This window comes from Devosia lacusdianchii (assembly GCF_022429625.1).
Lineage (GTDB): Bacteria > Pseudomonadota > Alphaproteobacteria > Rhizobiales > Devosiaceae > Devosia > Devosia lacusdianchii.
Window position 1 is genome coordinate 2632463 of sequence record NZ_CP092483.1, and the last position, 16828, is coordinate 2649290.

General features: G+C 62.5%; 17 protein-coding genes. 6 read left to right on the forward strand and 11 right to left on the reverse strand.

Annotation, left to right across the window (positions count from 1 at the left end; genetic code table 11):
• The first annotated feature begins 142 nt into the window (after positions 1 to 142).
• The gene (locus MF606_RS13000) at positions 143 to 1594 is read left to right on the forward strand and encodes a YcjX family GTP-binding protein (RefSeq protein WP_240229711.1); all 1452 of its coding nucleotides are present in this window, start codon (positions 143 to 145) and stop codon (positions 1592 to 1594) included.
• Positions 1591 to 2604 carry a YcjF family protein gene (locus MF606_RS13005; protein ID WP_240229712.1) on the forward strand — a complete coding sequence of 338 codons (1014 nt, stop codon included), beginning with the start codon at positions 1591 to 1593 and terminating at the stop codon, positions 2602 to 2604. Before MF606_RS13000 ends, MF606_RS13005 begins: the two co-directional genes overlap by 4 nt.
• Positions 2605 to 2790: 186 nt before the next feature.
• On the opposite strand, the gene MF606_RS13010 is transcribed toward MF606_RS13005, so the two are convergent.
• Entirely contained in the window at positions 2791 to 3216 is a 426-nt protein-coding gene (locus MF606_RS13010) for a winged helix-turn-helix transcriptional regulator (RefSeq protein ID WP_240229714.1), read from the reverse strand.
• A 96-nt stretch (positions 3217 to 3312) separates the two neighbouring features.
• Between MF606_RS13010 and MF606_RS13015 the strand changes: the two genes are divergently transcribed.
• The 3 genes from MF606_RS13015 to MF606_RS13025 all read left to right on the forward strand — a co-directional run bounded on the left by MF606_RS13015 (position 3313) and on the right by MF606_RS13025 (position 5598).
• On the forward strand, positions 3313 to 3888 hold the full coding sequence (locus MF606_RS13015; RefSeq protein ID WP_240229716.1) for an NADPH-dependent FMN reductase: 576 nt from the start codon (positions 3313 to 3315) through the stop codon (positions 3886 to 3888).
• 94 nt (positions 3889 to 3982) lie between these two features.
• Entirely contained in the window at positions 3983 to 5125 is a 1143-nt protein-coding gene (locus MF606_RS13020) for an Acg family FMN-binding oxidoreductase (protein WP_240229718.1), read from the forward strand.
• Positions 5126 to 5133: 8 nt separating this feature from the next.
• A complete protein-coding gene (locus tag MF606_RS13025; RefSeq protein WP_240229719.1) occupies positions 5134 to 5598 on the forward strand; it encodes a MarR family winged helix-turn-helix transcriptional regulator in 465 nt (154 codons plus the stop codon).
• Here the strand turns inward: MF606_RS13025 and MF606_RS13030 are convergent.
• The 6 genes from MF606_RS13030 to cysG form a co-directional block, all read right to left on the reverse strand.
• The gene (locus MF606_RS13030; RefSeq protein WP_240229720.1) at positions 5595 to 5915 is read right to left on the reverse strand and encodes a 2Fe-2S iron-sulfur cluster-binding protein; all 321 of its coding nucleotides are present in this window, start codon (positions 5913 to 5915) and stop codon (positions 5595 to 5597) included. The two genes, MF606_RS13025 and MF606_RS13030, sit on opposite strands and share 4 nt — an antisense overlap.
• A gap of 162 nt (positions 5916 to 6077) precedes the next feature.
• On the reverse strand, positions 6078 to 7103 hold the full coding sequence (locus MF606_RS13035; RefSeq protein WP_240229721.1) for an NAD(P)/FAD-dependent oxidoreductase: 1026 nt from the start codon (positions 7101 to 7103) through the stop codon (positions 6078 to 6080).
• Between the two features lie 168 nt (positions 7104 to 7271).
• Positions 7272 to 8546, reverse strand: coding sequence for a phosphoadenylyl-sulfate reductase (locus MF606_RS13040; protein WP_240229723.1), 1275 nt, complete (start codon positions 8544 to 8546; stop codon positions 7272 to 7274).
• Positions 8533 to 10191, reverse strand: coding sequence for a nitrite/sulfite reductase (locus MF606_RS13045; RefSeq protein WP_240229725.1), 1659 nt, complete (start codon positions 10189 to 10191; stop codon positions 8533 to 8535). Before MF606_RS13045 ends, MF606_RS13040 begins: the two co-directional genes overlap by 14 nt.
• On the reverse strand, positions 10178 to 10501 hold the full coding sequence (locus MF606_RS13050) for a DUF2849 domain-containing protein (RefSeq protein ID WP_240229727.1): 324 nt from the start codon (positions 10499 to 10501) through the stop codon (positions 10178 to 10180). The genes MF606_RS13045 and MF606_RS13050 overlap by 14 nt, the downstream gene beginning before the upstream one ends.
• Complete coding sequence (gene cysG / locus MF606_RS13055) at positions 10501 to 11892, reverse strand: siroheme synthase CysG (protein WP_240229728.1); 1392 nt, start codon at positions 11890 to 11892, stop codon at positions 10501 to 10503. Before cysG ends, MF606_RS13050 begins: the two co-directional genes overlap by 1 nt.
• Positions 11893 to 12138: 246 nt before the next feature.
• Between cysG and MF606_RS13060 the strand changes: the two genes are divergently transcribed.
• Positions 12139 to 12567 (forward strand): hypothetical protein, encoded by a 429-nt coding sequence (locus MF606_RS13060; protein WP_240229729.1) that lies wholly within the window; start codon positions 12139 to 12141, stop codon positions 12565 to 12567.
• On the opposite strand, the gene MF606_RS13065 is transcribed toward MF606_RS13060, so the two are convergent.
• The 4 genes from MF606_RS13065 to MF606_RS13080 form a co-directional block, all read right to left on the reverse strand.
• The gene (locus MF606_RS13065) at positions 12564 to 12884 is read right to left on the reverse strand and encodes a 2Fe-2S iron-sulfur cluster-binding protein (protein WP_240229731.1); all 321 of its coding nucleotides are present in this window, start codon (positions 12882 to 12884) and stop codon (positions 12564 to 12566) included. The two genes, MF606_RS13060 and MF606_RS13065, sit on opposite strands and share 4 nt — an antisense overlap.
• Positions 12885 to 13143: 259 nt before the next feature.
• Entirely contained in the window at positions 13144 to 14319 is a 1176-nt protein-coding gene (locus MF606_RS13070; protein WP_240229733.1) for a class I SAM-dependent methyltransferase, read from the reverse strand.
• Positions 14316 to 15917, reverse strand: coding sequence for a peptide chain release factor 3 (locus MF606_RS13075; protein ID WP_338084373.1), 1602 nt, complete (start codon positions 15915 to 15917; stop codon positions 14316 to 14318). The genes MF606_RS13070 and MF606_RS13075 overlap by 4 nt, the downstream gene beginning before the upstream one ends.
• A gap of 174 nt (positions 15918 to 16091) precedes the next feature.
• Entirely contained in the window at positions 16092 to 16484 is a 393-nt protein-coding gene (locus MF606_RS13080) for an Hpt domain-containing protein (protein ID WP_240229735.1), read from the reverse strand.
• Positions 16485 to 16828 lie beyond the last annotated feature (344 nt).

Here is a 16828-nt window from a genome sequence, read left to right on the forward strand (position 1 = left end):
CCGCCTTACAAATGAAGCATTTCTCAACCGATCGCGCCAAATGAAACGGGCCGCGCAGATGTGATCGGCCGCCGCGGCGATGCGCGGCGCTTGAACGAAACGCACAAATCCCTATCTTGCGGGCTGACCGAGAGACCCGCGCGTGCCCCAACCTCCCACGACCATCGTCGACGAATTGGGCATCGCCCTTTCCAATCTTGCCGATAGCGCCACCGGCGCTTTTACCCCCACCCTGCGCCTCGGGGTGACGGGGCTCAGCCGCGCGGGCAAGACCATCTTCATCACCGCGCTGGTGCACAACCTGCTGACCGGCGGCCGCATGCCGGGTTTCACCCCTCTCGCCGAGGGGCGATTCATCGGCGCCAGATTGGCTGAATATCCCGACGCAACCATTCCGCGCTTTGCCTACGAGCAGCACATGGAGGCGCTGACGGGATCGGTGCCGAGCTGGCCGGAAAGCACGCGCCGCATCTCCCAGCTTCGCGTCGTGCTCAAATTCCAGTCCAAGCGCTGGTATTCGGGCCTTTCCGGACCCTCCACCCTCAACCTCGATATCGTCGACTATCCCGGCGAGTGGCTGCTCGATCTACCCCTGCTGGGCCTGAGCTTCGCCGAGTGGAACGCCGAGGCACTGGAGCGCGCTCGCCGGCCCGGCTCGGGCAAGGAAGCCAGGCCGTTTCTCGACATGCTCGATAGCATCGACCCGCTCAAGGACGCGAACGACCCCGACGCCGAGAGATTGGCTGCGGCCTTCACCGACTATCTGCGGCGCAGCCGCGAACATGGCGCGCTGTCGACACTTCCCCCTGGACGGTTCCTGCTGCCCGGCGACCTGGAGGGTTCGCCCGCGCTGACCTTCGCGCCGCTGCCGCCGGCGAGCCAGGCCGTTCGCGGCACGAGCCTCTATGCCATGCTGGAACACCGCTACGAGGCCTATAAGGACCGCGTGGTGCGTCCATTCTTCCGCGATCACTTTGCCCGCCTCGATCGTCAGGTCGTGCTGGTCGACACGTTGCGGGCGCTTAATGCCGGTCCGACCGCCGTGGCTGATCTGGAAACCGCGCTGACAGCCGTACTCGGCTGTTTCCGCCAGGGCGAAACCAATCCCCTGCTCCGCCCCTTTGTGCGTAAGATCGACCGTATCCTGTTCGCCGCCACCAAGGCCGATCATGTGCACCACACCAGCCACGATCGGCTGGAGACGATCCTCAACCGCCTGGTGTCCAACGCCACCAAACGCGCACGCTTCGCCGGCGCCGAAACGCGCTCCATCGCCCTTGCCGGCATACGCGCCACGCGTGAAGGCACCATCAACGAAGGTGGCGAGACCCTGCCGACGATCATCGGCACGCCCATCAAGAGCGAGACACTCGACGGCGTGACCTATGACGGCAAAACCGAAATTGCTTTGTTCCCCGGTGACTTACCGGAGCGGCCGGACTCATTGTTCGAGGACGGAACGCCGGTGGCGCTGAATTTCCTGCGCTTCACCCCGCCGCAGAAGCTCGACCGCAACGCCGGCGGCGACGTCGTGCTGCCCCATATCCGCTTCGACCGGGCGCTGGATTATCTGGTGGGAGACTGGCTCGCATGAAACGCCCCGTAGCCCGCCCGACAAACACCGCGACCGACGACGTCGAACTCGTCCGCGTGCCCCGCGCCTTTGCTCCGGCCAAGGTCGAAATCACCGAGGCGGCGTTCGACGAGGCCATCGACGAGACGCTTGTCGCCCCGCCACCCCGCCGCATGGGCTGGGTTAGCCGCCTTGCCTGGACCGCGGGCGGCATCCTGGTGTCCGCGGGGCTCGGCCTTGCCGCCGACCGGCTGATCCGAGATCTGTTCGCCGCCAATGAGTGGCTCGGCTGGCTGGGCATGGGCGTACTCGGCGTCTTCGTCGTCGCCGTTCTGGCCCTGGCCGCGCGCGAGGCCTTCGCTCTCCGCCGCCTCCGCGTGCTCGATGTATTGCGCCAGCAAGCTGCCAGCGCAACGGCAGCAAACGACCAGCATGCTGCCAGCAATGTCCTCAAAAGCTTGAACGCCATCTACGCTGATCGAGCCGATTTGGCTCGGGCACGCCAGACCGTCACCGACAACCTGCCGCATATGTTCGACGGGCACGAAATGGTCGCCATGGCCGAGCGCAGCCTGATGGCTCCGCTCGACGCGCGCGCCAAGGCCCTGACCGCAGCATCAGCGCGACGTGTTGCGCTGGTGACGGCTGTATCCCCACGCGCGCTCGTCGACATCGCTTTCGTCATCTATGAGAGCATTCGCCTCGCCGGGGCGATTGCCGCCCTCTACGGCGCTCGCCCAGGCTTTTTCGGGTTCTGGCGCCTCACAGGTGCCATCCTCGCCCATCTTGCCGTGACCGGTGGCCTGGTGTTGACCGATGGTATCGTCGAGCAGCTTGTCGGCCAGGGCATTGCGGCAAAACTGTCGGCCCGGCTTGGTGAGGGCGTCGTCAACGGCCTCATGACCGTGCGCGTCGGCATTGCCGCCATGCGCGTCGTTCGCCCCCTGCCCTTCGAAACCCAGCCGCAACCCATGGTGCGCGACTTCATCCCCGAGCTGGTGAAGCTGGCCGGTGACCAGGGCAAGAGCTGACACGCTCTCGTCGCATTGTTTTCGAACCTGGGCCGCCTGCGCCGCCCGCTCCGTTTACGGCGCCGCGCTCAACGAGCGCGATTGGTGTGTCGGCCAGGAAGACGAGGCGGGCGCTGAGATGACGTGGCACGAATGCGACAGCAAGTCGCTGCGCTTTCCGCCCATCGATATAACCGCCTTCTGAGCCTACTCGGCCGCCGCCAGCGTCGTTTGAGCAATGCGGCCTTTTCGCTGCGGCATCGCCTCGGGGTGGGTCAAGAAATATTGCCGGCGGGCCTCCAGCACCTTAGGGCGATTATCGACCGCCCATTTGCCCAGCGTCTTGAGCGGAATTTGTAGGTCGTAGCCAAGCTCGGTCAGCTCATAATCCACACGCGGCGGGATGGATGGCGTCACCGTGCGGGTGACGAAGCCGTCCATCTCCAGGTCACGCAAAGTAGCCGTCAGCACCTTCTGGCTGATGCCGCCAATCTGGCGCTTGATGCCCGAAAAACGCATCGGCCCGTCGCTCAGCAGGTTGATGATCAGCACCGTCCACTTGCCGCCGATCTGGTTCAGTATCTCGCCAACAGGCCGGCAATCGTGCGGCAGATGCGCGTCATCCGGTTTCATTTTTGTACCTCGTGTTTCGAAAAAGTGCCGTCTTGCGGCACTTCTTTAGGTTATTCATATAGCGTCAGTTACCAACGGATACCATAGGTTCCTGACATGAAGAACGTCGCCGTATTGCTTGGCAGCCTGAGCGAGAAATCGATCAACAAGACTCTGGTCAAGGCCATCGAGAAGCTGGCGGAGGAGCATTTGCGCTTCGACTACCTTCCGATCGCCGACCTGCCATTCTACAACAATGACCTGTGGGACAACCCGCCGGCCGCTGTTACCGACCTCAAGCAGCGCGTCGAGGCTGCCGATGCGGTGTTGATCGTGATGCCCGAGTTCAACCGCTCGTTCCCCGCCGTTATCAAGAACGCGCTGGATTGGGGGTCACGGCCCTACGGCCAGAATTCCTGGATGGGCAAGCCGCTGGCTATTGCCGGCGCCAGTCCGGGTGGCGTCGGTACCGCGGCCGGCCAGAGCCAGCTCCGCGCCATCCTGCCGCCGCTCGGCTTCGTCACGATGGGGCAGCCAGAGGTCTACTTCCAGTTCAAGCCGGGCCTGATCGACGAGCATTTCGAAGTCACCGACGAACAGTCGCGCGGGTTTCTTGAGAACTTCGTCGACAAGTATGTGGAGTGGATCGCCAAGCATGGTGAGCAGCGCTCGTTCAGCGTCGCGGCGGAGTAGGCGACGCAGCGCATCTCGTTCGTCGTTTCGTCCATCTTGAATATGGTTTGATGTCATACTATTTAGTACAACATCAAACCATATGGAGGAAATGATGAAGAGACGTCAGTTTGTGCTGCTCGCGGGCGGCGGTGTTGTTCTTGCGGCCACAGGGGCAGCGGGCGCCTTCGTGGCCACACGCACGCCCGAAAGCGCCCTACGGCCCTGGAGCGACGCGGGTCAACTCTACGACGAGCCGCGTCGGCGCGCATTGTCCTACGCCATTCTCGCCCCCAACCCGCACAATCGTCAGCCCTGGCTGGTGGAATTGGTCGGAGACGACGCGCTGCGGCTGCACGTCGATACCGATCGCCTGCTGCCCCAGACCGACCCGTTCAACCGCCAGATTACCATCGGCCTGGGCTGCTTTCTCGAACTCATGGCCATGGCCGCAGCCGCCGACGGCTACCGGCTCGAAACTGAACTCTTCCCGCAGGGCAGCGACACTGGTCATCTCGACGCCCGGCCCATCGCTGATATCCGCTTCGTGGCCGACCGCACTTTGATCGCCGACCCGCTCTTCGCCCATGTCCTCGAGCGCCGCTCACTCAAGGAACCTTATGACCTGAACCGTCCGGTGCCTGACCTCGATCTCGCCGAACTGGCCACCGTCGGACGGCACGGCAACAGCATCGCCACGAGCGGCGAGGCCGACCATGTCGCCGCCCTGCGCGACCTGACCCATCGCGCGCTCGACATCGAAATCCACACGCCGCACACCTATCGCGAAAGCGTCGACCTGTTCCGCATCGGCAAGGCCGAGATCGAGGCCAACCCGGACGGTATCGACTTTGGCGGCCCGCTCTTCGACACGCTGGCGCTGTTCGGTCAGTTCACGCGCGAAACCGCACTCGACACCAACTCCATGGTATTTGCGCAGGGCGTCGAGGCTGTGATGGCTAATGTCGATAGCGCCATGGCCCACGTCTGGCTGATCAGTCCCGGCAATAGCCGCGCCGAACAGATCGCCGCAGGACGTGATTGGCTGCGCATCAATCTTGCTGCCACGGAAGCCGGAATCGGCATCCAACCGCTCAGCCAGGCGTTACAGGAATTCCCCGAAATGGAGAGCTGTTACGCCGAAGCCCATCAAATGCTTGCGCCCAGCGGCGGCACTGTCCAAATGTTGGCGCGTCTGGGCTATGCCGCCGCGGTGGCGCCTAGTCCGCGCTGGCCGCTGGAGGCCAAACTTATCTAGGATCGAGCATGGACAATAAGCAGACCAATGGTGCGATCTTCGGCTTCTTCAACGAGATCGGCATCGTCGCCCAACTCAGCGGCGCGCTGTTCGGTCGACTGGTCCCGCAAAACATCCATTTGTCGCACTTCATCGTGCTCAACCACCTGACGCGCATGGGCGACGGCCGCACACCGGTCGAAATCGCCAATGCGCTTCAGGTCACCAAGGCCACGATGACGCATACCCTAGCCGTTCTAGGCAAGCATGACTTCATCGCCATCGAGGCTCATCCGACCGACGGCCGCTCCAAAGTGGTGCGGCTCACGCCAGCCGGCCGCACCTTTCGCGACGAAGCCATCGCCAGCATGGGGCCGGCCTTTCAATACTTGGCGGACAATATCGGCGTGGACGAATTGATGAGCGCCCTGCCCGTGCTGCAAAAAGTGCGCAAGCTGCTCGATGCCGAGCGGGATGGACCGAAGGCGGGCTAGTCCTTGGCCGCGCTGGGCGCGAGCGTCAGCTTGAGGCCATCAAGCGCGTCGCTGCACAGAATCTGGCAGCTCAGGCGCGAGTTGGAGCGGACGTCGCCGACGCTGTCGAGCATGTCCTCTTCATCATCGCTGGGCGCGCCGACGACATCGAGCCAATCCTTGTCGACATAGACGTGGCAGGTGGCGCAACTGAGCGCGCCGCCGCACTCGGCCTTGATGTTGAGCCCCCAGTCGCGGATGACCTCCATCACGCGCCAACCCTCGAGCCCTTCGAGCTCGTGGTTTTCGCCGGCCTGGTCGGTCACATTGATGATCATGGGCGTGTCCTCAACAACGCGGTGCCATTAGCCTCATGCGCCGGTCACGGCAAGACCAACCTTTGTCGTCATCACCCGGCTCGTCCGGGTGATCCATGGTTCCGCGCCCAAATGGATTGCCCGGACGAGCCGGACAATGACGATGGAAGCGGTAGGGCTGCCTTAGGCGACGCCCAGCTTCTTCTGCAGCTTGGTCGAGCTGGTCGTGTACTGGAACACCACGCGCTCGCCCGGCGACACGATCGCCTTGGCCGCCTGGGCCATCAGCGCCGCCTCGTGGAAGCCGCTGAGGATGAGCTTGAGCTTGCCCGGGTACCAGTTGATATCGCCAATGGCGAAGATGCCGGGGACGGAGGTCTCGAACTTCTCGGTATCGACTTTGATCGTGTTGTCGTTGAGCTCGAGGCCCCAATCGGCGACCGGGCCGAGCTTCATCGTCAGCCCGAAGAACGGCAGCAAACGCGTCGCCGGCACCGACAGGTCGCCGGCATCGGTGGTCAGGTGCACGTGGTTGATCTGACCGTTCTCGCCATCGAGCTTGCCGATCTGGCCGAGGAGGAAGTTGATCTTCCCCTCCATGACCATCTCTTTCATCTTGTTGACCGAGGCCGGCGCAGCCTTGAAGGCATCGCGGCGGTGCACCAAGGTTAGCGAGCGCACGATGGGCTGCAGGTTCAGCGTCCAGTCGAGCGCGGAGTCGCCGCCGCCGACAATGACGACGTCCTGGTCGCGGAAATCATCCATCTTGCGGACGGCATAGAATACCGACTTGTTCTCATACTGCTCGATGCCTTCCACCGGCGGCCGCTTGGGCTGGAAAGAGCCACCGCCGGCAGCGATGACGATCACCTTGGCGTGGAAGATTTCGTCGGCGTCAGTCTCCAGCTTGAACGAGCCGTCTTCCTGCTTCTCGATGGAATTGACCATGCGGTTGAAGTGGAACTCGGGCGCGAACGGCGCGATCTGCGCCATAAGGTTATCCGTCAGCTGCTGGCCCGTAACAACGGGAAAGGCCGGAATGTCATAGATCGGCTTTTCCGGGTAGAGCTCTGCGCACTGCCCGCCGGGGCGATCCAAGATATCGATGAAATGGCATTTGATATCGAGCAGCCCGAGTTCGAAGGCCGCGAACAGCCCACAGGGGCCCGCGCCGATCACGACGACATCGGTGGTGATTTCAGTGCTCATTTCAGACTCTTCTTGGGGCCAAACGGGCCGACATTCTGCTCGACGTCATCCTCGCACCTGCGGGGATTCCCGTTTGTGCGGCAAGGAAGATTCCCGCTTTCGCGGGAATGACGCAGTGGTGGATGGATACCCCTCGCGGGATTTCCTGACTAACGCGCTCCACTTACCTCAGGAAACGCGGCGAAGGAAGGGCCGGGTGCCCACCGGCACTTCGGTGACGCCAACGGGCTGGTAGAAAATCGCCACCTCCGGCAGGCGATTTTCGATCAGCGCCGCACGGCTCGGCTCGTGCGTCACCACCAAAGCGGTGAAACCGCAGCGCCGCATGTGCGGAATCTGATCCTGCAGAACATCGCCTACAGCCCTGATTTCACCGGCATATTTGTAACGCTCAGCCAACAGGCGCGCGGTCGAATAGCCCCGACCGTCAGAGAAGGCTGGAAATTTGATCGCGATCGACGCGAAACGACCGAGGTCTGCCTCCACGTCCTCGATCCGATCGCCTGGCACCACCAGAAGGCCCAGCGGATGCTGAGTGGCGAGGAACGCCTCGCGATTGGCCAGGAACACCGGCAGCGGCACGTGCTTGTAGCTCGCCGTCGCCGGATCGCTGTCCTCGGCCCATTCATGGAACGGGTCGGCGATGAAGGCGCCGTCCTTCCATAGCGTGTGTCGGGTCGCGGCAGTCATTGGCGAGGCAATCGCTCCGTTAAAATCGAAATGGATGCCGCACTCTTTCTTATTGAGGCCGCGCCACCGTCCGGCGCGCGGATCCTCGCCCTCGGCAACCACCGAGGTGCAGGGCGCGCAGCCAATCGACTTGTAGCCCTTAGCGAACAGCGGGTGCTCGGGCAAGCCGTGGTCGATCTTGTATTGGTTGACGTCGGCATCGTTGAAGTAGGCCAGCGGGTTGACCTTGATACGATCATCACTGGTCAGTTCGAAATGCGGCAGCACGCCGCGCTCCTTGGTCTGGAAGCGCTTCCGCCCGGTAACCCAGCCGCCATACTGCTCGGTGATAGGCTCCAGCGGCTCGGTCTTGCGGATATGGCAGCAGCTATCGGGATCGGTCTCCCACAGGTCGCCATTGGGATCGAAGCGCTTCACGTCCTCCGAGTTTGGATGGATCGCGTGGACGTTGATCAGCCCCAGATGCTTCTTGAGCGTCTCGACATAATCCAGCGTCTCGGCGAAGTGCTTGCCGGTTTCAAGGAAATAGACCGGCAGGCTCGGATCGACCTGGGCCACAAGGTGCAACAACACGGCGGAGTCGGCGCCGAACGAGGAGACGATGGCGAGATCGCCCGGCAGTACGTCATTTGCCGCCTGGCGCAGCACGCCAACCGCATCCATCTCGTCGAACATGCCGTTGAGCGCGAGGATGCCGAGGGCGCGCAGCTTGTCATGCGCGGCAGGAACGTGGGCGAGTTTAGGCAGCGCCATAAAGGGCCTCCTTGAATGGCGCTTCCCCCAGGCGCCGATAGGCTTGAATGAAGGTCTCGCCGGCGCTTTCGCGCTTGGCGATATAGGTATCGACCAGCGTCTCGATGGCGCCGGGCACGGCGTCGGCCTCGAAGCCCGGTCCGATGATCTTGCCCACCGAAGCATCCTGCGTGGCGTCGCCGCCCAGGGTGATCTGGTAGAGCTCGCCGCCCTTCTTCTCGACGCCGAGAATGCCGATATGGCCGACGTGATGGTGCCCGCAGGCATTGATGCAGCCGGAAATCTTGATCTTGAGATCGCCGATTTCGGCCTGGCGCTTGGGCTCGGCGAACTTGCGCGAGATTTCCTGTGCGATCGGGATCGAACGGGCATTGGCCAGGGCGCAGAAGTCGAGGCCCGGGCAGCAGATCATGTCGGTGATCAGCCCGGTATTGCCCTCCGCCAGCTCAGACTTGACCAGCGCGTCATAAACCGCGCGCAGATCGGCGATAGCGACATGCGGCAGCACCAGGTTCTGTTCGTGCGTCACGCGGAGCTCATCGAACGAGTAACGCTCGGCCAGATCGGCCACAACGTCCATCTGTGCGTCGGTGGCATCGCCCGGCGCGCCGCCGACTGGCTTCAGCGAGATCGTGACCGAGGCATAGCCGGCCTGGCGGTGCGAATTGATGTTGTTGTCTAGCCACCGGCCATAGGCGGGATCGATGATCGACTCATAGGCCACGTCGATTCTGGTCGCCGCCTGCGCTTTGAACTCGGGCGGGGCGAAGTAGGTGGTGATGCGATCGACTTCCGCCGACGGCAGCGTCAGCACACCCCCGCGGACTTCGGCGAACTCGGCCTCGACCTGACCCTTGATGGTCTCGAGGCCTTCCTCATGCACCAGGATCTTGATGCGCGCCTTGTACTTGTTGTCCCGGCGGCCATAGCGGTTGTACACCCGCATGATGCTCTCGAGGTAGGCCAGCAGGTGCTCGTTGGGCACGAAGCTGTTGATCAGCTTGCCGATCATCGGCGTGCGACCAAGGCCACCGCCGACCCAGACTTCCCAGCCGATCTCACCGGCCGCATTGGCGGCGGCCTGGAGCCCGATATCGTGGAAGCGGATCGCGGCGCGGTCGTTGGGCGAGCCGGTAATGGCGATCTTGAACTTGCGCGGCAGGTAGCTGAATTCGGGGTGAAGGCTCGACCACTGGCGGATGATCTCGCCCACCGGCCGCGGATCGATGATCTCGTCCAGCGCCGCGCCGGCGAATTGGTCGGTGGTGACATTGCGAATACAATTGCCCGAGGTCTGGATGGCGTGCATCTCGACCGAAGCAAGCTCCTCCAGGATCACAGGGATGTCCTTGAGCTTGGGCCAGTTGTACTGGATGTTCTGTCGCGTGGTGAAGTGACCATAGCCGCGATCATATGCGCGCGCGATATGGGCCAGCTTGCGCATCTGCCGCGACGACAGCGTGCCATAGGGCACCGCAACGCGCAGCATATAGGCGTGCAATTGCAGGTAGAGCCCGTTCATCAGCCGAAGCGGACGGAATTGGTCCTCACTCAGTTCGCCCGACAGCCGGCGCTTGACCTGATCGGAAAACTGCGCGGTGCGGCCCGCAACAAAGGCCGCGTCGAATTCGTCATATCGATACATGACCGTCCTCATCCAGATGCTGGCGGTCGTATATCTCGCCGTTCAGTGTCAGCGGCGCGGTGGGGCCCGCAGCCCGTATCCGCTCGCGCAGGCGCTTGGGCACGATGAGCCCCTGATCCTGAGTCACTTCCTCGATCTCGAGACTGAGGATGCGACCAGTGCCCTTGGTAGCCACCACAGCGGCATCGCGCTCGGCGACCTCTTCCTTGGAGAACAGCCGTGCGACCTGCAGGTCTTCGACCCACTCGCCCCTGGCATCGAGATAGACCGTCGCGCCGGACGTCAGTTCATTGCCTGTCAGAATTTCCATCATGCTACCTTGAAGCTCATACCGGCGAGTTGGGCGGCGTCCGCCCAATCACCGGCCTCAACGGCTTCGCCTACGAAAATGATTGCCGGACCATCGCTGAACGCAACCTGACCAGCGGCCAGGGTGGCGAGCGTGCCGGAATAGGTTGATTTGCCTGCGCGGCCTGCATTGACCACGATGCCCACAGGCGTCGCCGGAAGCGCTCCGTGGGCGATCAGCCGCGCCGCGACTTCGGACGCGATGGACTTGCCCATATAAAGCGCCAGCGTCAGTCCGGATTGCGCCAGCGCCGCCCAGTGCTGCAAGTCACTGTCGTCGGCGCCGTGTGCAGTCGCCATGATGAAGCCGCTCGACACCTTGCGGAGCGTGAGCGGCGTGGCGGTATCGGCGGCGGCGGCGAGGGCGGCGCTGATGCCTGGCACGATCTGATAGTCGATGCCCGTCTTGCGCAGCGCCGCGATTTCCTCGCCCGCCCGCCCGAAGATCATTGGGTCACCGGATTTGAGGCGAGCAACGCGCTTGCCCTGCCCCGCCAGCCGGACGATCAGCGTATTGATCTGCGCCTGCGAGAAGCTGTGATGGCCCTTGGCCTTGCCAACATCGATCCGCTCGGCATCGCGACGGCCCATATCGACGACCACTGATGGCACTAGCTGATCATGTACGATCACGTCGGCCTCCTGCAGCAGCCGCTGGGCGCGCAGGGTCAGCAGGTCTTCCGAGCCGGGACCAGCGCCGATCAGCCAGACGACGCCCCTGCTTTCGCCGGCGGCATGTTGGTTCAGCAGGTCCGTTGCCGCAGCAATGCCCTGCCCGCTCTGCTCGGCAGCCTCGATCTCGGGCGAGGTCACCAGCGCTTCATAGAAGCGGCGGCGAGCAGCGCCGTCGTCAATCAGGCTCTCAGCCGTCTTGCGCAAGCTACCGGCCAGACGCGCAATTTTGCCGATCCGCGGCGACAGCATCGCCTCGATGCGCGCGCGCACCAGCCGGGCCAGGACTGGCGCGTCGCCCTCGGTCGAAATGGCGACCGTCAATGGCGCGCGATCGACGATGGACGGGGTGTAAAAATCGCACTCGGCGGGAACGTCGACGACGTTGAGCGGAATGCCGCGAGTTCGGGCCTCGGCCTTGGCCAATTCGGCGTCCGCGCCTTCTTCGGCCACGAAGACCAGGGCCGTGCCATCGAGATCGGCGGGCACGAGAGCGCGCTCGACCATCTCAACCGCAAAGCCGCTGAAATCGGCTTCGATATGGCGGGAGATAATCACGACCTGCGCGGTAGTCTTAGTTGCCAACCGGGTCTTGTTGAGGGCTTCTTCTCCACCGCCGACGATGACGATGCGCTGACCCTGTACTTTGTAGCTCAACGGAAATGTGTTGAGTTGACCCATTGGAACCTTGGTGATGATTGGCGAGAAAATAATCCAAACCAGCCCAACGCGGCAAGATGTTGAAATTCAATAGCTTTTATATTTCTCTGCGGGAGCCGGCGTTGGAACGCCAAACATGCGGAGACAACAAACCCGCTAAATGAATCTTTGCGATGACCGTGCGGAGCAAATTTTGCTTTCGCTGCGTCAGATTTGAAGGGTAACGCGGCACATGCGCGTGGCGCAGTTAAAGGAGTAAGTGCATCAATGATCCCGAAACGCCTCGTGCCACCGGTCGTTTGCGTACTGCTTTCCATGGCCCCGGCCTCGGCAATGATGCCTTGGCCGCGCGAGGGCATCGCCGAGGTCGAGAATGGCAAGTCAGCACCGTTCGTCGGCAGCTGGTCGATGGTGCTCGCCGGCCAGCCTGATACGACCTATGCGACCTGCGAGTTGCCGGTACGCATCGAAGCGGCAGATGACCGTCACATCTTCTATCAAGGTCCCAAGGACACGCCGGCCGAAGCCGCAACAGAACTGGTGGCGAAAGACGGCCGCACGCGCTGGCTGCCTGTCGCCGGCGGGCCATCATACTTCGCCGTCTGGGTCCACCCGGACCGGTTTCACCTGTACGACCTGGATGTCGAGGCGGGCGTCGACTGGGGTGAGCCTTACGCCTTCACGCGTTGTGACTAACCCTGCCGGCTCGGCACGTGCACGACCAGCCCGTCCAGTGCATCGCGAACCTTGATCTGGCAGCTCAAACGGCTCTGCGCCTTCACGTCGAAGGCGAAATCGAGCATGTCTTCTTCCATCATCGAAGGGCCGCCGACCGTCTCGGTCCAGGCGTCATCGACATAAACGTGGCAGGTGGCGCAGGTGCAGGCGCCGCCGCATTCGGCGACAATACCGGGAATGCCGTTCATGATGGCGGTTTCCATCACGGTCGCGCCGTTCTGGCCTTCGGTTTCAATGCGTTCGCCGTCCTGCTGGACGAAAGTGATCTTGGTCATAGGTCTCGAAGAGCTTGCTGTTCCATCAGCATATAGCCGTTGGCATCGGATTTATAAACCCTTTGCTTGGAAAATCGAGAGCTACCCGACGGGCGTTCCCCCTCTCCCCTTGATGGAGAAGATGCCCGAAGGGTGGATGAGGGGTTCTTCCCGAAGTCTCCGGGGCATGGGATGACGCAGCACCCCTCACCCCGACCAATCCGCTGAACGCAGCTTGGTCGTCCCTCTCCCTCAAGTGGCGAGGGAATCGCGCGCCCTGCTAGAGCCCCAGCAGCCCCTCGAGATAGTGCTGCTCGATGCCGAACATCGCCTTGGTGTCGGCAATCTGCTTGAGGATGGCGTCACGATCGCGCCCCACCCTGCCATCCTTTTCAGCGACGATCAGGTTGTTCTTGGGCGTATGCGCGTCCGAGACGAACTCGAACACCTTGGTGCGATAGCCGCTGAGCTCCAGCAGCAGGGCGCGAAGGGTATCGGTGACCATCTCGGCCTGGCGCTCGAGGAAAATGCCGTGGCGCAACAGCACGTCGAGCTGGGTCACAGGCTTCCCGGCTTCCATCTGGCGACGGATCTGCTTGTGGCAGCAGGGCGCGACGGCGATCAGCGATGCTCCCGCCGCAATGCCCTTGTAGATAGCGTCGTCGGTAGCCGTGTCGCAGGCGTGCAGCGCAATAACCGCGTCAGCGCCTGTGGCGTCGTAGTTGAGGATCGTGCCAGGTTCGAAACTCAAGCCGTCAAAGCCGGAACCGGCCGCGGTGGCATTGCCATCCGCCACCAGCTTGTCGCGCATTTCGACGCCGACAATCTCGGCCGACCGGTTGGCGACGTTGGCGAGATAGTCGTAAAGCGCAAAATCCAGGTAGCCCTTGCCCGCCCCCATGTCGACGATACGCGGCTTGTCGGCCTTGATCGCCTGAATCAAAGGCGCAAAGATCTCGACCATCTTGTTGATCTGACGAAACTTATCCTGCGCATCGTTGCGGATCTGGCCATCCTTGCCGGTAATACCGAGGGCATGGAGATAAGGCTTGTCGGTCGCCGCCAAAGGCCGGTTCTTGGCGCGGTTGTGCTCGGTGGACACGGAGTCGCGTCCGGCAACTTCGGTGCGCTTGAGGCGAACCTTGTCGCCATTGCGCTCAAAGCTCATGTCGAACGCGGTGGTTGCGAGCTGAGCACTGCGGAATTCGTCCTTGAGCGCGCTGCGCAGAAGCGCCAGCGCCTCGGGCTGGATGTGGTTCTTGATGATGTCGCGCGTCTTGTAGTGGAAGGTGAAGCTGAACTTCTCCGCCCCCTTGGCAACGATCTTCTTGACGTCGATCGACTTGAGATCGGCCTCGCCGCCGTGATAGCCGCCCAGCTTGAGCTTGATTAGCGTATTGCCGGCAAAGGCCGACTTTACCGCGCCGAGAAACTCTTCGATGCGTTCCGCGCTCAATGCCGTTCCTTCGTGGTGAGGAAGCGGATTTTCGGGAAATCCTGCTTGGCCCGATCGGCCCACCAGGCGTTCTGGGCCAGGAAGACCGGCGCGCCGGTGCGATCCTCGGCAATGTTCATCTTCTGGGCGGTAATGAACTTCTGCAACTCCGCCGACTCGTCGCTCTCGATCCAGCGGGCGACTTCGTAGTTGAGGCTCTCGAAGGTGATCGGCACGCCATATTCCTTGGCGACGCGCGACGACAGCACTTCGAGCTGGAGCTGACCGACAACGCCCACGATCCAGTCGGCGCCGACGACGCGACGGAACACCTGGGTGACGCCCTCTTCCGACAAGTCGGACAGTGCCTTGGCCATCTGCTTGGTTTTCATATGGTCGGTGAGGCGCACGCGGCGAATGATTTCCGGCGCGAAATTCGGAATGCCGGTGACGTTGATCGTGGCGCCTTCAGTGAGCGTATCGCCAACCGACAAAGTGCCATGATTGGGAATGCCGACAATGTCACCAGCAACCGCCTGCTCGGCCAGTTCGCGATCATTGCCGAAGAAGAACATCGGGTTGCTGACGGCCATGTCCTTGCCGGAGCGCACATTCTTGAGGCGCATACCGCGGGTGAAAGTGCCCGAGCACAGGCGCACGAAGGCGATGCGGTCGCGGTGGTTGGCGTCCATATTCGCCTGAACCTTGAACACGAAGCCGGTGACCTTCTTGTCCGATGGTTCGATCGGCGCGGGAATAGCCGGCTGCGGGCGCGGCTCTGGCCCCCATTCGCCCAGCGTGCGCAGGAGTTCGGCAACGCCGATGCCCTTGAGCGCCGAGCCGAACAGCACCGGGCTGAGATGCCCGGCGTGGAAGGTTTCGAGATCGAAGCTCGGCAGCATCGCCGTCGCCATTTCGAGCGTTTCGAGCGCCGTCATGAAGACCGGGTCTTCGATCAGCGTCTCGTTATCGAGCAGGTCTTCGATGGCATTGTATTCGGCAACCGGCTTGCCCTGCGGCGACAGCACGCGCTTTTCCAGCAGATCGAGATAGCCGTGGAAATCGACACCCTGCCCGATCGGCCACAGCACGGGGGTGAGGTCGAGGGCCAGCTTGCCCTGGATTTCGTCGATCAGGTCGAGCGGCGCCAAACCCTCGCGATCGACCTTGTTGATGAAAGTGATGATCGGAATGTCGCGCAGGCGGCAGACTTCGAAGAGCTTCAGCGTCTGCGCCTCGATACCCTTGGCGGCGTCGATCACCATGATGGCGGCGTCGACGGCAGTGAGCGTGCGATAGGTGTCCTCGGAAAAGTCCGAGTGGCCCGGCGTATCGAGCAGGTTCAGCGTGAGACCGTCATAATCGAAGGTCATCACCGACGAGGTGATCGAAATGCCGCGCTGCTGCTCCATCTCCATCCAGTCCGATCGGGTCGAGCGCACGCCAGCCTTGCCGCGCACCGCGCCAGCCTGCTGGATGGCGCCGGCGGCCGCGAGCAGGCGCTCGGTCAGCGTCGTCTTGCCGGCGTCAGGGTGCGAAATGATCGCAAAAGTTCGACGAGTGCGGAACGGTTCGGCAATGAGCCGGGGCGCGGCCTCGGCGGCGGTGGACATGGACATCGGTACTGCTGGACTGTTGGGCCGCAGATAGCACCGCGGCGGGATTGCGGCGCTATATAGGGGATGGCGGGGAGAGGGTCAAATTGGGGATGGTCCAGGCGAAGGTTCACCCACCCTCAACATCCACAACGTCATTCCCGCGACAGCGGGACTTTCCGTTGGGGCCGCTTCCCCTCAAGCCGGCTCGTTGCTCAGCATGCGCTCGATGAACGTGTGCACTTCTTCCACGGCTAAGCCCAGATCGGCGACCAGTTCAGGACTGACGTCGCGGCCGGCCTGCATGTCCGCCTCGGCGGTCTTGGCCAGTTCGGCGATGGTCCAGGCGCCGACGCCGCTCGCCGCGCCCTTGATGGAGTGCAGGTTCATCGCCAGTTCGGCCGTGCCCATGCTCAGCACCAGACGGTTGAAATAGGTCTGCATGGTGGTGTCGAACAGCCGCAGGATTTCGTATTCGAGATGCTCGTCGCCGAGGCACTGTTTGGCCAGGTGAACCAGGTCGATCGGCCGCATTGCCCGCCTGATGGGAAATTGGACGATCTTTTCGACTGCTGCCGATGCCTGCGCCATTCTGGCCACCTCATACACCCGGCTACGCGTCCAACGGGACAATGCCGAGCAGCCAGCCTAGAAGGCCCGGGTGAACAGGTGATTAAGCCACATCTTCGCCTTTCTTTGCCGATTTGGATGCGCCAGCCTCTTCCCCAGAAAATTAACCTTTGGGTAAGAAAGCGTTCGGTTTGCTTCAAATTGAATGTATTAATGGGCTTTGAACCAGCGCGCGGCGGCGAGGGTTGGGGGAATGATGCGGGGCATTTGCATCGAATTGTTCCTATTTGACCATGGGCCCGGAAACGGGTCAGGAGTCATAACAACTCCCAGAATCCGCCCTGTCGCTGTGAAGCCGACGCGAG

What these genes read in the sequence shown, in the direction of transcription:
- MF606_RS13005 (WP_240229712.1), top strand. Translation starts at nt 1,591, where the DNA reads ATGAAACGCCCCGTAGCCCGCCCGACAAACACCGCGACCGACGACGTC.
- MF606_RS13010 (WP_240229714.1), bottom strand. Translation starts at nt 3,216, where the DNA reads ATGAAACCGGATGACGCGCATCTGCCGCACGATTGCCGGCCTGTTGGC.
- MF606_RS13015 (WP_240229716.1), top strand. Translation starts at nt 3,313, where the DNA reads ATGAAGAACGTCGCCGTATTGCTTGGCAGCCTGAGCGAGAAATCGATC.
- MF606_RS13020 (WP_240229718.1), top strand. Translation starts at nt 3,983, where the DNA reads ATGAAGAGACGTCAGTTTGTGCTGCTCGCGGGCGGCGGTGTTGTTCTT.
- MF606_RS13025 (WP_240229719.1), top strand. Translation starts at nt 5,134, where the DNA reads ATGGACAATAAGCAGACCAATGGTGCGATCTTCGGCTTCTTCAACGAG.
- MF606_RS13030 (WP_240229720.1), bottom strand. Translation starts at nt 5,915, where the DNA reads ATGATCATCAATGTGACCGACCAGGCCGGCGAAAACCACGAGCTCGAA.
- MF606_RS13035 (WP_240229721.1), bottom strand. Translation starts at nt 7,103, where the DNA reads ATGAGCACTGAAATCACCACCGATGTCGTCGTGATCGGCGCGGGCCCC.
- MF606_RS13040 (WP_240229723.1), bottom strand. Translation starts at nt 8,546, where the DNA reads ATGGCGCTGCCTAAACTCGCCCACGTTCCTGCCGCGCATGACAAGCTG.
- MF606_RS13045 (WP_240229725.1), bottom strand. Translation starts at nt 10,191, where the DNA reads ATGTATCGATATGACGAATTCGACGCGGCCTTTGTTGCGGGCCGCACC.
- MF606_RS13050 (WP_240229727.1), bottom strand. Translation starts at nt 10,501, where the DNA reads ATGGAAATTCTGACAGGCAATGAACTGACGTCCGGCGCGACGGTCTAT.
- cysG (WP_240229728.1), bottom strand. Translation starts at nt 11,892, where the DNA reads ATGGGTCAACTCAACACATTTCCGTTGAGCTACAAAGTACAGGGTCAG.
- MF606_RS13060 (WP_240229729.1), top strand. Translation starts at nt 12,139, where the DNA reads ATGATCCCGAAACGCCTCGTGCCACCGGTCGTTTGCGTACTGCTTTCC.
- MF606_RS13065 (WP_240229731.1), bottom strand. Translation starts at nt 12,884, where the DNA reads ATGACCAAGATCACTTTCGTCCAGCAGGACGGCGAACGCATTGAAACC.
- MF606_RS13075 (WP_338084373.1), bottom strand. Translation starts at nt 15,917, where the DNA reads ATGTCCATGTCCACCGCCGCCGAGGCCGCGCCCCGGCTCATTGCCGAA.
- MF606_RS13080 (WP_240229735.1), bottom strand. Translation starts at nt 16,484, where the DNA reads ATGGCGCAGGCATCGGCAGCAGTCGAAAAGATCGTCCAATTTCCCATC.